We start from the raw sequence: 14,572 nt of genomic DNA, 5'->3' as shown, positions 1-14,572 counted from the left end.
GCAATCCAACTCCCACAGAGCCAGAGGACACCGCGTTAGTACAGGAGAGTGCGCCTAGGTCAGCCTTCTTCGAGCCACAAACGGATCGGCTTGCCTTCGGCCGGCCAGAACCGCGTCTGCTCGAGCGGCGAGATGTCCCAGCGCTGCACGCCTTGCAGGGCCTGGAAGAAGCGATGCTCTTGCTCCATCAGGGCCTCGGCGCACATTTTTCGGGTGCTGCCGACCGGGCCGAAGCTGAGCTTGTCGCCTTCGACCGTGTACGGCGCAAACCAGTGGTTACAGCCACCATTGCCATAGGCGCGGCCATCGGCGCCCAGGGTGACGGTAAGGTGCGCATAGTCCATCAGCGGCCGCTCACCGATCCATTCCACGACGTAGCTGTGGTCGCGCTCGAGCTTGGCGCCATCGGCAGCGCAGCCTGCCAGGCCCATGCCGATGGCGGCGAGCAGCAGCCGACCTTTCATTGCGCGGCCTGCTGGCATTTCGGGCAACGGTGCTTGTCGCCTTCGCTGGCCCAGCCCAGTTCTTTGATACGCGCGTTGGCGGCCGGTTGCAGCGGTGCCTTGGTCAGCTTGGTTTCTACCGCGAATTCAAACTCCAGCACGGCGTCGCAGCTGTCGCAATTGACCTTCCAGGTGTGGATCTCGAGTTCGCCGAACTTCGGCCCTTGGGCCATGGCGACCCACTGGCCCGCCGGGCGGATGGAGTAGCGTGCGTCACCTTCGACGGTGAGTCGCATCGACAGGGTTTTACTGCCGCGCAGGCTGACGATCAGGACGTCGCCATGTTTGATCGAACCACCGTTGCCGGTGACCTGGTAACGGCCCGGCACCAGGGCACGGCATTCGATCAGGGTGTGTTGCGGGCTCAGCAAGCTGAAGCGGAAATCGTGTTCGGCCATGGATCCTCCAAATAGGCGCGGCATCCTATCACGGGTGCCGGCCTATCATGAGCCTGGTATGTGACCGCTGATCATCCCTCGACCAGGTTCTGGGCGCGGCCATCGGCCCACGCGGCAATGTTGGCCAGCGTGGTGCCGGCAATCGCCGCCAGGGCCTCACGGGTGAGGAAGGCCTGGTGCGCGGTGATGATCACGTTGGGGAAGGTCAGCAGGCGGGCGAGCACGTCATCCTGCAGGGGCAGGTCCGAGCGGTCCTCGAAAAACAATTGGGCTTCTTCTTCGTAGACGTCCAACCCCAGATAGCCCAACTGTCCCAGCTTGAGCGCTTCGATCAGTGCCGGCGTATCGACCAGGCCACCACGCCCGGTGTTGATCAGCATCGCACCGGTTTGCATCTGCGCGAGCGAGCGGGCATTGATCAGGTGTTTGCTGTCGGCGGTCAGCGGGCAGTGCAGGCTGATGATTTGTGCCTCGGCCAACAGTTCAGGCAGGCTCACGTAGCGGGCCCCGAGGTCCTGCACCTGTGGGTTGGGGAAGGGATCGTAGGCCAGCAACTGGCAGCCGAAGCCGGTCATGATCTTGGCGAAGGTCGCGCCGATCTGACCGGTGCCGACCACGCCGACCGTTTTGCCGACCAGATCAAAGCCGGTCAGCCCGTGCAGGCTGAAATCACCGTCGCGGGTACGGTTGTAGGCACGGTGCAGGCGACGGTTGAGGGCCAGGATCAGGGCGACGGCGTGCTCGGCCACCGCGTGGGGCGAATAGGCGGGTACGCGCACGATGGTCAGGCCCAGGCGCTGGGCGGCGGGTAAGTCGACATGGTTGTAGCCCGCCGAGCGCAGGGCAATCAGGCGTGTGCCGCCCTTGGCCAGTTGCTCCAGCACGGGGGCGCTGAGGTCGTCGTTGATAAAGGCGCAGACCACCTCGTGGTGTTCGGCCAGGGCCACGGTCTCGAGGTTGAGGCGGGCGGGTTGGAATTGCAGTTCCAGGCCAGCCGGCAGCGGTTCGCCGAGGAAACTCTCGCGGTCGTAGGTTTGGCTGCTGAAGAGAATGACGCGCATTGAGAGGGCTCCCTGCAATTTACACATTGTTGATTCGTTGCCCATGAAAACAGGGTCAGGCACTCACTCTGGCTTCACTGGCCAGCCGTGCAATCGCCATGTCCAGTTCGTCCAGCGCGGCCGTGGCCTTGGCGTCATCCTGCTTGAGCAGGGTTTCGGCGCGTTGGCAGGCTGCTCGTAATTGCGGAACACCACAGTAGCGGGTGGCGCCGTGCAAACGGTGCACGCGCTCGATCAAGGCGTGGTTGTCATTGGCTTCGCGGGCGTGGGTAATTGCCAGGCGATCAGCCTCCAGGGAGGCCAGTAGCATGGCGAGCATATCAGCGGCCAGGTCGGCCTTGTTGGCGGCCAGGCGCAGGCCTTCTTCGTGGTCGAGTACCAAGAGCTGCACGCCCTGGGCCGCACCTTCATGGGTGCGCTCCGGGCCTTGGTTACGCAGCGCCAGGCCGGTCCATTTCAATACCACCTGGGCCAATTGCCGCTCGCTGATGGGTTTGGTCAGGTAGTCGTCCATACCGCTTTGCAGCAGGGCGCGTTTTTCGTTGGCCATGGCGTGAGCCGTGAGGGCTACCACCGGCAGCGGTGTGCCGTGGCGTTCGCTTTCCCACTGGCGGATCGCCTCGGTGCTCTGGCGGCCATCCATGCCGGGCATTTGCACGTCCATCAGCACCAAATCGAACGTTTCCTGCTTCACGGCGTCGACCGCCGCGTAACCGCTTTCCACCGCCTGCACCTTGGCGCCCATGTCTTCCAACAGGGTTTGCACCAGCAACAGGTTGGCCGGGTTGTCGTCCACGCACAGCACCCGTGGCGCACGGCTGGACAACGGCTCACCGGGTTCGCTGCGCGAAGGGCGCGGGCTGATCAGGTCGGCCAGGGAGCGGCGCAACTTGCGCGTACAGGCGGGCTTGGCCTGCAGTTGGCTGTTGGGGTTGGGCACCGATTGGTTGAACAGCATCTGCTCTGTGGTCGGGCACAGCACCAGCACCTTGCAGCCCAGGTGTTCAAGGTCCCACAGGTGTTGGTTGAGGCGCTCGGGCGGAATGTCGTTGGCCGTGACGCCGAGCACCGCCAGGCTGATGGCCTGTTCGGTCTGGTGGGCACTGGTGATGCCGTTGGTCAGGCTTTCCAGGGTATTGAACGGCGTGACTTCCAGGCCGCAGTCTTCCAACTGATGTTGCAGGGCCTGGCGCGCCAGTTCGTGGTTTTCCAGCACGGCCACACGACGCCCCAATAGCGGCGCGGCGGGCAGGTCTTCGACGTCGTCACGGGTCTTGGGCAGGTTCAGGCTGATCCAGAATTCCGAACCTTCACCCGGCGTGCTGTCGACGCCGATTTCGCCGCCCATCTGCTCGATCAACCGCTTGGAAATCACCAGGCCCAAACCGGTGCCGCCGGGCTGGCGCGACAGCGAGTTGTCGGCCTGGCTGAATGCCTGGAACAGGGCGCGCACATCCTGGTTCGACAGGCCAATGCCGGTGTCTTGCACACTGATGCGCAATTGCACGCTGTCTTCCTGCTCGTCCTCGATCATTGCCCGGGCCACAATGGTGCCTTCGCGGGTGAACTTGATCGCATTGCTGATCAGGTTGGTCAGGATCTGCTTGAGCCGTAGCGGGTCGCCCACCAACGCCAGGGGCGTGTCGCGGTACACCAGGCTTACCAGTTCGAGCTGCTTGGCATGCGCGGCGGGGGCGAGGATGGTCAAGGTGTCTTGCAGCAAGTCGCGCAGGTTGAAAGGCACGCTGTCGAGCACCAGTTTGCCAGCTTCAATCTTCGAGAAATCGAGGATTTCGTTGATGATGCCCAGCAGGTTATCCGCAGATTTTTCGATAGTGCCCAGGTAATCGAGCTGGCGCGGCGACAATTCGCTTTTTTGCAGCAAGTGAGTAAAACCGAGGATGCCGTTGAGCGGTGTGCGGATCTCATGGCTCATGTTGGCCAGGAACTCCGACTTGATACGGCTGGCTTCCAGGGCTTCCTTGCGTGCCAGGTCCAGCTCGATGTTCTGGATCTCAATGGTTTCCAGGTTCTGGCGCACGTCTTCGGTGGCCTGGTCGATGCTGTGTTGCAGCTCTTCCTGGGCATTTTGCAGGGTTTCGGCCATGCGGTTGATGCCAGACGCGAGCTGGTCCAATTCCTGGCTGCCCAGGGGTGGCAAGCGTGTTTCCAAGTTGCCGTCCTTGAGCTGCGCCACCGCTTGCTTGATCTGGCCAATCGGCGAATTGATGGTACGGCTGATACGCAGGGCGAGGGCGGCGGTGCACATCAGGCCGATGGCGATCAGCAGCAGGCTGGCGAACAGGCTGCGATAGCCGCGCAACAGCATGCCATTGTGGGACAGCTCGACTTCCACCCAACCCAGCAGCCGGTCGGCCTCATCGGGAATCAACTCGCCCGCCAGGTTGCGATGGCGGCCAAACACCGGCAGTAGATAGCGGGTGGCGTCGTTGCCGGAACGCTGTAACAGTTGCGAGCTGTTGCCGGTGGGTGGCTGGTTGAGCATGGTCGGGCCGGCGTGGGCCAGGGACGCGCGGTCTGGCGCCAGGAACGACACGGCGCGCACATCCGGTTGTTCCAGGGACTGGGTGGCGATACGCTCCAGCAGGTTGGTGTCCTTGTGGCCCATGGCTGGGGCCACCAGCGGTGCCAATTGCTCGGCGATCATTTCGCCGCGTTGCAGTAGCTGGGTCTGCAATTCCGAGAGTTGCATCCAGGTGAAATAGCCGCCCAACAACAGCGCCATCAGGCTGGTCGGTAATAAGGTCAGCAACAGTACGCGGCCTTTTATCCCCATTTTTCTAAGCACGCCACTCTCCTGCTACCACGTTGTTATCAATCATCCACGCCGGCATCCGGCCAGCGCCACCTGCGCAGTGTAGCCATTTGCGCGGCCTGGAATCTTGCAAATTAATGACATGCGGCAATCTTCGGGCCATTCGGCGCCGGGTGGCGATTGCCTGTGAACGTTTAATCTTGAATAATCAGTGATTGAGAATGACTTGCAGACGCTAATGACTCCCGCAGCAGTTGGCCTACCCAGTATCCTGACCATCGAAGATGACCCTGTGTTGGGCGCCTACGTGCACGATCAACTGGGCCGCAGTGGTTTCCAGGTGACCTGGTGCCAGAACGGCCAGCAGGGCCTGCAACTGGCCCGCGCCCAGGCGTTCGACCTGGTGCTGATGGATATTCTGCTGCCGGGGCTGGACGGTTTGTCGATCCTCACTCATTTGCGCCAGAGCCACGCCATGCCCGTGATCCTGATGTCAGCCCTGGGCGCTGAAGCCGACCGTATCAGCGGTTTTCGCCTGGGTGCGGACGACTATTTGCCCAAGCCGTTCAGCATGGTTGAACTGTGCGTGCGTATTGAAGCGATCCTGCGCCGCGTTGCCCTGGATCGCCGGCCCGAGCCGACGCGGCCCCCGGCACTTGAAGATGCCCGGGTGCTGCACTTTGATGATGAACGCTGCGATGTGTCCTGCCAGGACCAGTGGGCCGCGCTCACGCGCAGCGAATACCGCCTGCTGGAAACCCTGCACCGCAACGCCGAAGAAGTCCTCAGCAAAGCCTTCCTGTATCAGCAGGTGTTGCAGCGCGGTTATGCGCCCCATGACCGCAGCCTCGACATGCATGTCAGCCAGATCCGCCGCAAGCTCAAGGCCATCGGTTACATCGAGCGTGAAGTACGCACCGTATGGGGCAAGGGCTACGTGCTGAGCGGTCACGATGAAGGGCTTTGAGCGACTGCCCGGCAAGCACTCGTTGTTCTGGAAGCTGGCCTGCCTGTTGATCGCCTTCTGTTTGCTGATGATTTGGCTCAGTTGGTCGTGGGGCCGCTATATGGAACAGCAGAGCGCGTATCTGTCCGACAAGTCGCGGGAGATTCTCAATGGCTATGCCGCGGGTGCCGAACTGGCGTGGAGCACGCAAGGCAGCGCGGGCGTAGATGCCTGGCTGCAGCGGATGGCCGAGCGCGAAAGCACTTGGGTAGGGGTGATCGGTAACGACCTGCAGTCCCTGGGCAGCACGCCCTTGAGTGACAAGGAAAGCCAGCGCCTGACGTTTTTGCGTGGATTGGACTGGCCGGTCAGCCGGCATGTCATTGGTTTGCCCTGGATGAAAGTACCGTTTCCGGTCGACCCTGGCGCGGGGTCGCTGGTGATCGAGCTGCCGCAGCGCTTTATGCCTGGGCGCTATCAACTGTTCTGGCGGGTGGTCACCAATGGTGTGATCCCAGGTCTGTTTACCCTCTTGCTATGCATCGGCCTTTACCGGCTGTTGATCATGCCCCTCAATCAATTGCGCGAGCAGGCCAATGCCTGGCGTGCGGACCAACTCAATACGCGGATGTCCCTGGATGCCACCAGCCGCCAGGACGAACTGGGCGAGCTGGGCCGCGCCTTTGACCATATGTCCGAACGCTTGCAGGGCACGGTGCGTTTGCAGCAGCAGTTGCTGCGCGATATGTCCCATGAACTGCGCACACCCTTGAGCCGCCTGCGGGTAGCCTGCGACAGCGAGCAAGACCTGGCCAAGCTGCGCGAGCGCCTGGGTCGGGAAATCGACGCCATGCAGCGCCTGGTGGAAGACAGCCTGCAACTGGCCTGGCTCGACAGCGAAACTACACCGTTGCCCCAGGAAGATATTCAGCTCCAGGCCTTGTGGGACATATTGCGCGAGAATGCTTGTTTTGAAAGCGGTTGGTCCGCATCGCGCTTGCCGTGCCTGTTACCCGCGGACAGTTGGGTGCGTGGCAACCTCAATGCACTGGCCCAGGCCTTGGAAAATATCCTGCGCAACGCCATACGCCACTCGCCCCACGACGGCTGCGTGCAACTCGACGGATGTCGGGAGGGGGGCTATTGGCATATCTGGCTGCAGGATCAGGGGGCCGGGATTGCTGAGGATGATCTGGAGCGCATCTTCGCGCCCTTTACCCGCCTGGACGGCTCGCGGCCCGGCGATGGCGGTTTCGGCCTGGGCCTGAGCATTGCCCGCAACGCCGTGCAGCGCCAGGGCGGCCGCTTATGGGCGGAAAATACCGGGCGGGGTCTGCGGGTGCATTTGCGTTTGCTGGCCCGTTAGCGCTCAGCGCCGGCGCAGTTTGCGTTTTTTCCACTGGTGCGCCACCCACCAGCGCCAGTACGCCATGGTCAGGCAATAAGCCAAGGCGCCCAATACCACCCCCAATACCACCGAACCCAGCAGGAATGGCTGCCAAAGAGTGCTCAACTGGCCGCTGATCCATTCCCACGTAAGGTTATCGGGCAAGCTGCGTGGCGGCACGTTCATCAGCCAGGCGCCGGTCATATAGGTGCAGATGAACACCACCGGCATGGTGATGGGGTTGGTCAACCACACCAGGCTGATGGCGATAGGCATATTGCCGCGCACCGAAATCGCCAGGACCGCGGCAAGCAACATCTGCAATGGAATCGGGATAAACGCCGCAAATAAACCCACCGCCATGGCGCGAGCCACTGAGTGCCGGTTCAGGTGCCAGAGGTTGGGGTCATGCAGCAGCGTGCCAAGAAACTGTAATGACTTGTGTTCCCTGATACTGCTGGGATCGGGCATGTACCGTTTGAATAAGCGCCGGGGCATAAGGGGTCCAGGTCAATTCGAGGGGCAAGTATGCCCGGATTCTATAAACAGAAAATTCAGACTTTGTGACAAAACATCATAGGCGCTGTCGTTCAGCCGGCTAAGACTGAGTGGATCACTGGGAAAGGATGATCCATGAAGACAGGGATGTTGGCGTTGGCGCTGGGGTTGCTGGCGTTGCGTTGGTTACCGGTGTTGCCGCCTGGCGCCGGGTTGTTGGCCATGCTGGTGCTGGCCTTGATGCTGTTGCCTTTTCGGTCCTGTCCCGTGGCGTTCTTTCTGGTGGGCTTGAGTTGGGCCTGTCTCAGCGCGCAGCGGGCGCTGGATGATCGGCTGCAGCCGGCCCTGGACGGGCAGACTCGCTGGGTGGAGGGGCGTGTGGTGGGCTTGCCTCAGCAGACGGGTACGGGCGTGCGCTTTGAACTGGCCGACGGCCGGTCGCGCAAGATTCGGCTGCCCAAACGTATCCGCGTGTCCTGGCACGGCGGGCCAGTGGTGAACAGCGGTGAACGCTGGCGTCTGGCGTTGACACTCAAGCGGCCTGCGGGCCTGCTCAATTTCCATGGGGTCGACCATGAAGCCTGGCTGCTGGCCCAGCGTATCGGTGCTACTGCAACGGTAAAAGACGGTGAGCGTCTCGCACCGGCCCGCAATGCCTGGCGCGATGCTGTGCGCCAGCGCCTGATGGCGGTGGATGCCCAAGGCCGCGAGGCGGGCTTGGCGGCGCTGGTATTGGGCGACGGTTCCGGCCTGGCGCCTGAGGATTGGCAGGTGTTGCAGGACACGGGCACGGTGCATCTGCTGGTGATTTCCGGGCAGCACATCGGCTTGCTGGCGGGGTTGATCTACGGCTTGGTCGCGATGCTGGCGCGTTATGGTTGCTGGCCCCGAACCTGGCCGTGGCTGCCGTGGGCGTGCGGTCTGGCATTTGGCGCGGCGTTGGGTTATGGGCTGCTGGCCGGGTTCGGCGTGCCGGTGCAACGGGCCTGCATGATGGTTGGCCTGGTGCTGCTGTGGCGTCTGCGTTTCCGCCATTTGGGCGTGTGGTGGCCGTTGCTGCTGGCACTGAACGGCGTGCTGGTACTGGAGCCCTTGGCCAGCCTGCAGGTAGGGTTCTGGTTGTCGTTTGCGGCGGTCGCGGTGTTGCTGTTGGCGTTCGGCGGGCGCCTGGGGCCCTGGAGCGCCTGGCAGGTGTGGACCCGGCCCCAGTGGCTGATTGCCATTGGTTTGTTTCCAGTGTTGTTGGTGCTGGGTTTGCCCATCAGCCTCAGCGCACCTGTGGCCAATCTCCTTGCCGTGCCTTGGATCAGCCTGGTAGTGCTGCCTTTGGCGCTGCTGGGCACGGCGCTGCTGTGGGTGCCGCTGGCTGGGGAGGGGTTGCTGTGGCTGGCCGGCGGTGCGCTGGACGGATTGTTTAAAGGCCTGGGGTTGCTGGCCGCGCAATTGCCGGCCTGGGTACCCGCCGAGGTACCTTTGGGGTATTGGTTGGTTAGCCTGGCTGGCGCGGTGATTTTGTTGCTGCCCAAGGGGTTGCCGTTCCGGGTGCTGGGCTGGCCCATGCTGTTGATGGCTGTATTTGCGCCCAGGGAGTGGGTGCCCCACGGGCAGGTAGATGTAGTGCAACTGGACGTCGGCCAGGGGCAGGCACTGATCCTGCGCACCCGTCATCATACGTTGCTCTACGATGCCGGGCCGCGCTCGGGGCCTGTCGACCTGGGCGCGCGCGTCGTGTTGCCGTCGTTGAAAAAGCTCGGGGTAGCCCAGTTGGACATGATGCTGCTCAGCCATGCCGATGCCGATCACGCGGGGGGTGCGGCGGCGGTGGCTCGGGGGGTGCCCGTCAAGCGTGTAGTGGGCGGTGAAACCGAAGGTTTGCCAGACTTTCTTGCCACCCAACCCTGTACCAGCGGCGAACGATGGGAATGGGAGGGTGTGTCATTTCAATTGTGGCAGTGGGCTGATGGGCTTGATGGCAATCCGAGGTCTTGTGTGTTGCAGGTTGAGGCCAATGGAGAACGCCTGCTGCTCACCGGTGACATTGATCGCGCCGCCGAACAGGCTTTTCTGGCCTCTTCGCTGGCGGTCCAGACCGACTGGCTGCAAGCCCCGCACCATGGCAGCCGCAGTTCTTCATCCTGGCCGTTCCTGCAACGGTTGGCGCCCACATCGGTGTTGATTTCCCGCGGGCGCAGCAATACGTTCGGTCATCCCCATCCGCAGGTCCTGGAGCGCTACCACGTGCTGGGCAGCCGGGTTTACGACAGCGCCGAGCAGGGTGCCGTACGCTTGCGCCTGGGGGCGTTTCTGCCACCGATGGTTGCGCGCAGTCAACGCCGTTTTTGGCGCGAACCGTTACCGTAATCGCGTGTTACCAAAGACCCGAGCCGCAACAGGCGGGTGTGTAGCCGACGAACCCCGCTGTCGAACCTATATGATAAAGTGGCGCACTTTTTCGAGGGGGCATTCACTGTGTGGGAATTGGTCAAATCCGGCGGCTGGATGATGTTGCCGATCATTCTGAGTTCCATCGCTGCACTCGGCATCGTTGCCGAACGCCTGTGGACCCTGCGCGCCAGTCGCGTCACCCCCGAGCATCTGCTGGGGCAGGTCTGGGGCTGGATCAAGAACAAGCAGCTCGACAAGCAAAAACTCAAGGAGCTGCGCGCCAATTCGCCGCTGGGTGAAATCCTCGCCGCCGGTCTGGCCAATTCCAAGCATGGTCGCGAGATCATGAAGGAGTGCATTGAAGAGGCGGCCGCCCGGGTCATCCATGAACTGGAACGCTACATCAACGCCCTTGGCACCATCGCCGCCATGGCGCCGTTGCTCGGTTTGCTCGGCACAGTACTCGGCATGATCGATATCTTCAGCTCGTTCACAGGCTCGGGCATGACCACCAACGCAGCGGTCCTGGCCGGGGGGATCTCCAAGGCGTTGATCACCACTGCAGCCGGCCTGATGGTGGGTATCCCTTCGGTCTTCTTCCACCGTTTCCTGCTGCGTCGCATTGATGAACTGGTGGTCGGCATGGAGCAGGAAGCCATCAAGCTGGTGGAGGTGGTGCAGGGCGACCGTGATGTAGACCTGGTCGAGGGCAAAGCGTGAAATTTCGCCGCAAGCAACGGGAAAATGTTGATATCAACCTCGCGTCGTTGATCGATGTGGTGTTCATCCTGCTGCTGTTTTTTGTCGTGACCACTACCTTCACCCGCGAAACCCAGTTGCGTGTCGACCTGCCTGAAGCGGTGAGTGGCTCGCCTGCCGAAGACCAGCAAGTCAAGCAACTGGACATCGCTATCAGCGCCGAAGGGGTGTTTTCGGTGAATAACCAGTTGCTGGAGAAAAATGACCTTGCCAGCCTGATGGAGGCGTTGCAGAAGGAGTCTGGTGGCGACACCCAGTTGCCGCTGTCCATCAGCGCCGATGGCAAAACCCCGCACCAGGCCGTGATCACCGCCATGGACGCTGCCGGCAAGCTCGGTTTCAGCCATTTGCGCATGACCACCGTCGAGGCGGCGAGCCCGCCCTGATGGCCATCTCCGACCATTTACTCAAGGCATGGTACGAAGGTCATCCAGCACTAATGTTGCTGCGACCGTTGGAATCGCTGTATCGCTGCGTGGTTCAACGTAAGCGTGCGCGCTTCGTGGCGGGCGAGGGCGATATTTATCAGTCGTCTGTGCCAGTGATCGTGGTGGGCAATATTACAGTGGGAGGCACCGGCAAGACGCCTTTGATCCTGTGGTTGATCGAGCACTGCCGACGCAGCGGCTTGCGCGTAGGAGTGGTCAGTCGAGGCTACGGTGCCAAGCCGCCGCAGTTGCCGTGGCGGGTCGAGGCCGGCCACAGTGCCGAGGTGGCCGGTGATGAACCCTTGCTGATCGTGCAGCGCAGCGGTGTACCGCTGATGATCGATCCTGATCGCAGTCGTGCGGTAAAGGCCCTGCTGGCCTGCGAGCCCCTGGACCTGATCCTCTCCGATGACGGCCTGCAGCATTATCGTCTGGCCCGCGATCTTGAACTGGTGCTGATCGATGCGGCCCGTGGCCTCGGTAACCGCCGGTGCCTGCCTGCCGGGCCGTTGCGCGAACCGGTGGAGCGCCTGCAGAGTGTGGACGGGGTGCTTTATAACGGTGCCCTTTCAGACCGTGAAGATGGCTTTGCCTTCCGCCTGCAGCCCACAGCGCTGGTCAACCTGCACAGCGGCGAACGCCAGCCGGTCACCTATTTTCCGCAGGGCCAGCAGGTGCATGCGGTGGCCGGAATAGGCAATCCGCAACGTTTCTTCAATACCCTTGAAACGCTACACTGGCAGGCGATACCCCATGCTTTTGCCGATCACGCGCCCTACAGCGCCGAGGTCTTGAATTTTACCCCGTCATTGCCGCTGGTCATGACCGAAAAGGACGCGGTGAAGTGCCGCGCCTTTGCCCAGCCCGACTGGTGGTACCTTGCGGTGGATGCGGTACCGTCGCCGGCGTTCGTCGCCTGGTTCGACACGCAGCTGATGCGTCTGTTGCCCAACCGTCTTTTGCCTTAAAACGCTTTTTTCCAGGAAACATTCATGGACACCAAACTGCTCGATATCCTTGCTTGCCCGATCTGCAAAGGCCCGCTCAAGCTCAGCGCCGATAAAACCGAGCTGATCAGCAAAGGTGCCGGCCTGGCTTACCCTATCCGTGACGGCATCCCGGTCATGCTCGAAAGCGAAGCCCGCACCCTGACCACCGATGAGCGCCTGGATAAATGACCACCGCCTTTACCGTCGTCATCCCCTCGCGCTATGCCTCGACACGCCTGCCGGGCAAACCGCTGCAAATGATTGGCACCAAGCCGATGATCCAGCTGGTATGGGAACAAGCGTGCAAGAGCAGCGCCGAGCGCGTGGTGGTGGCCACCGATGACCCGCGTATCATCGAGGCGTGCAAAGGTTTTGGAGCCGAAGCGGTCCTGACCCGCGAAGACCATAACTCCGGCACTGATCGCCTGGCCGAAGTCGCCACTCAGCTGGGTCTGGCACCCGACGCGATCGTAGTGAACGTGCAGGGTGACGAGCCATTGATACCGCCGGGTGTCATCGATCAGGTCGCTGCCAACCTCGCGGCCCATGGCGAGGCGCGTATGGCGACCCTGGCCGAACCGATCGAAGACATCGAGACGCTGTTCAACCCGAACGTGGTGAAAGTGGTCAGCGACATCAACGGCCTGGCACTGACGTTCAGTCGCTCCACCTTGCCGTGGGCGCGGGATGCCTTTGCCAAGAATCGCGACGTGTTGCCGGAGGGCGTGCCATATCGCCGCCATATCGGCATCTATGCCTACCGCGCCGGTTTCCTGCACGACTTCGTCAGTTGGGGCCCGTGCTGGCTCGAGAATACCGAGTCCCTGGAACAACTGCGCGCCCTCTGGCACGGCGTGCGTATCCACGTGGGCGATGCGTTGGAAGCACCGCCAGCCGGTGTCGACACCCAGGAAGACCTCGAACGCGTCCGTCGCCTGCTGGGCGCCTGATGGAAGTTCTGTTTGTATGCCTGGGCAATATCTGCCGCTCGCCAACCGCTGAAGGCATCTTGCGCCATAAGTTGCGTGAAGCAGGCTTGGCTGGCCAGGTTGAGGTGGCGTCTGCTGGCACCGGAGAATGGCATATCGGCAACCCGCCGGACCAGCGCAGCCAGCGTGCGGCGCTGGCGCGCGGCTATGACTTGTCGGGCCAGCGTGCCCAGCAGGTTTCCCGTGCTGATTTTGCCCGCTATGACCTGATCCTGGCCATGGACAACAGTAACCTGCGCAACCTCAAAGCCATGCAGCCAGGGCAGGGCAAGGCGGAGCTGGATTTGTTCCTGCGTCGCTTTGATGGCGAAGTGGACGAGGTGCCAGACCCTTACTATGAAGGTGAGCAAGGTTTCGAACGGGTCCTTGACCTGATCGAACGCGCCTGTGACTTATTGGTGATCGAATTGAAGGGGCGGTTATGACCTTGCAAGTGCGTGCGCAGGTATCGCTCAAGCCATTCAACAGCTTTGGCATTGATGTGAGGGCGCAATTATTTGCCGAGGCCCACAGTGATGCTGACGTGCGCGAGGCCATCGCCTATGCCGCCGCACATGCGGTGCCGTTGCTGGTGATCGGTGGCGGCAGCAATTTGCTGCTGACCCAGGACGTTCCGGCGCTGGTGTTGCGTATGGCGACCCAAGGCATTCGTGTGCTGAGCGATGATGGCACGCACGTGGTGGTCGAAGCCGAAGCGGGCGAAGCCTGGCATCCGTTTGTGCTGTGGACGCTTGAACACGGCTTCTGCGGCTTGGAAAACCTCAGCCTCATCCCCGGCACTGTCGGTGCCGCGCCGATGCAGAACATCGGCGCCTATGGTGTAGAGATCAAGGATGTCTTCGCCGGCCTCACCGCCCTGGATCGCCAGACGGGCGAACTGCGGGACTTCAGCCTCGACGAATGCAAGTTCGCCTACCGTGACAGCCTGTTCAAGCACGAAGTCGGGCGTTGGCTGATCCTGCGGGTACGCTTTTCCCTCAGCCGTGCCACTCACCTGAATCTCGACTACGGCCCGGTGCAACAGCGTCTGGTCGCGCAGGGCATCACCCACGCCACGCCAAGCGATGTGAGCCGCGCGATCTGCAGCATTCGCCGCGAGAAACTGCCAGACCCGGCAGAGCTGGGCAATGCGGGCAGCTTCTTCAAGAACCCGCTGGTGTCCCAGGCCCTGGCGATTGAACTGCAAAGCCAGTATCCGGACCTGGTGGCCTACCCTCAGGCAGACGGCCAAATGAAACTCGCCGCCGGCTGGCTGATCGACAAGGCCGGTTGGAAGGGGTTCCGGGAGGGCGATGCGGGCGTGCACAAGATGCAAGCGCTGGTACTGGTCAACTACGGCACCGCCACCGGGCAAGAGATTGCCCAGCTTGCGCTACGCATCCAGCAAGATATCTTCAAGCGCTTCAAGGTCGAGCTGGAAATGGAACCCAATCAGTACTGAGCTTTATCTGCT

General features: G+C 62.1%; 15 protein-coding genes. 10 read left to right on the top strand and 5 right to left on the bottom strand.

Annotated elements, in window-relative coordinates; all coding sequences use genetic code 11:
• Window positions 1-59: 59 nt before the first annotated feature.
• The 4 genes from APH41_RS02510 to APH41_RS02495 all read right to left on the bottom strand — a co-directional run bounded on the left by APH41_RS02510 (window position 60) and on the right by APH41_RS02495 (window position 4,771).
• Window positions 60-464, bottom strand: coding sequence for an META domain-containing protein (locus APH41_RS02510; RefSeq protein WP_034127863.1), 405 nt, complete (start codon window positions 462-464; stop codon window positions 60-62).
• Window positions 461-901 carry a hypothetical protein gene (locus APH41_RS02505; RefSeq protein WP_003192054.1) on the bottom strand — a complete coding sequence of 147 codons (441 nt, stop codon included), beginning with the start codon at window positions 899-901 and terminating at the stop codon, window positions 461-463. Before APH41_RS02505 ends, APH41_RS02510 begins: the two co-directional genes overlap by 4 nt.
• A gap of 71 nt (window positions 902-972) precedes the next feature.
• Entirely contained in the window at window positions 973-1,962 is a 990-nt protein-coding gene (locus APH41_RS02500) for a 2-hydroxyacid dehydrogenase (protein WP_054917246.1), read from the bottom strand.
• A gap of 55 nt (window positions 1,963-2,017) precedes the next feature.
• Window positions 2,018-4,771 (bottom strand): response regulator, encoded by a 2,754-nt coding sequence (locus APH41_RS02495; RefSeq protein WP_054917244.1) that lies wholly within the window; start codon window positions 4,769-4,771, stop codon window positions 2,018-2,020.
• 205 nt (window positions 4,772-4,976) lie between these two features.
• Between APH41_RS02495 and APH41_RS02490 the strand changes: the two genes are divergently transcribed.
• The gene (locus APH41_RS02490) at window positions 4,977-5,705 is read left to right on the top strand and encodes a response regulator transcription factor (protein WP_054917242.1); all 729 of its coding nucleotides are present in this window, start codon (window positions 4,977-4,979) and stop codon (window positions 5,703-5,705) included.
• Window positions 5,692-7,050 (top strand): sensor histidine kinase, encoded by a 1,359-nt coding sequence (locus APH41_RS02485; RefSeq protein ID WP_054898282.1) that lies wholly within the window; start codon window positions 5,692-5,694, stop codon window positions 7,048-7,050. Before APH41_RS02490 ends, APH41_RS02485 begins: the two co-directional genes overlap by 14 nt.
• 3 nt (window positions 7,051-7,053) lie before the next feature.
• Here the strand turns inward: APH41_RS02485 and APH41_RS02480 are convergent, their stop codons facing one another.
• Window positions 7,054-7,569: a DUF2062 domain-containing protein gene (locus APH41_RS02480; RefSeq protein WP_003192045.1), complete on the bottom strand. Its 516-nt coding sequence runs from the start codon at window positions 7,567-7,569 to the stop codon at window positions 7,054-7,056.
• Between the two features lie 135 nt (window positions 7,570-7,704).
• On the opposite strand from APH41_RS02480, the gene APH41_RS02475 reads away from it, so the two are divergent.
• The 8 genes from APH41_RS02475 to murB all read left to right on the top strand — a co-directional run bounded on the left by APH41_RS02475 (window position 7,705) and on the right by murB (window position 14,560).
• A complete protein-coding gene (locus tag APH41_RS02475; protein WP_256220089.1) occupies window positions 7,705-9,930 on the top strand; it encodes a DNA internalization-related competence protein ComEC/Rec2 in 2,226 nt (741 codons plus the stop codon).
• Between the two features lie 108 nt (window positions 9,931-10,038).
• Window positions 10,039-10,674, top strand: a complete 636-nt coding sequence (locus tag APH41_RS02470; protein WP_034128146.1) for a MotA/TolQ/ExbB proton channel family protein — start codon at window positions 10,039-10,041, stop codon at window positions 10,672-10,674.
• Window positions 10,671-11,099: a biopolymer transporter ExbD gene (locus tag APH41_RS02465; protein WP_014718877.1), complete on the top strand. Its 429-nt coding sequence runs from the start codon at window positions 10,671-10,673 to the stop codon at window positions 11,097-11,099. The genes APH41_RS02470 and APH41_RS02465 overlap by 4 nt, the downstream gene beginning before the upstream one ends.
• On the top strand, window positions 11,099-12,109 hold the full coding sequence (lpxK, locus tag APH41_RS02460) for a tetraacyldisaccharide 4'-kinase (protein WP_054917238.1): 1,011 nt from the start codon (window positions 11,099-11,101) through the stop codon (window positions 12,107-12,109). The genes APH41_RS02465 and lpxK overlap by 1 nt, the downstream gene beginning before the upstream one ends.
• 24 nt (window positions 12,110-12,133) lie before the next feature.
• Window positions 12,134-12,319, top strand: a complete 186-nt coding sequence (locus APH41_RS02455) for a Trm112 family protein (protein WP_003174668.1) — start codon at window positions 12,134-12,136, stop codon at window positions 12,317-12,319.
• Complete coding sequence (kdsB, locus tag APH41_RS02450) at window positions 12,316-13,080, top strand: 3-deoxy-manno-octulosonate cytidylyltransferase (protein ID WP_054898278.1); 765 nt, start codon at window positions 12,316-12,318, stop codon at window positions 13,078-13,080. Before APH41_RS02455 ends, kdsB begins: the two co-directional genes overlap by 4 nt.
• Window positions 13,080-13,544, top strand: a complete 465-nt coding sequence (locus tag APH41_RS02445) for a low molecular weight protein-tyrosine-phosphatase (protein WP_054917236.1) — start codon at window positions 13,080-13,082, stop codon at window positions 13,542-13,544. Before kdsB ends, APH41_RS02445 begins: the two co-directional genes overlap by 1 nt.
• Window positions 13,541-14,560 (top strand): UDP-N-acetylmuramate dehydrogenase, encoded by a 1,020-nt coding sequence (murB, locus tag APH41_RS02440; protein ID WP_054917234.1) that lies wholly within the window; start codon window positions 13,541-13,543, stop codon window positions 14,558-14,560. The genes APH41_RS02445 and murB overlap by 4 nt, the downstream gene beginning before the upstream one ends.
• The last annotated feature ends 12 nt before the right edge of the window (window positions 14,561-14,572 follow it).

The sequence above is a fragment of the Pseudomonas sp. NBRC 111138 genome (assembly GCF_001320835.1).
GTDB classification, from domain to species: Bacteria; Pseudomonadota; Gammaproteobacteria; order Pseudomonadales; family Pseudomonadaceae; genus Aquipseudomonas; species Aquipseudomonas paracarnis.
Note: the sequence above shows the minus strand (reverse complement) of the source record. Positions and strands in the feature narration are given on the sequence as shown.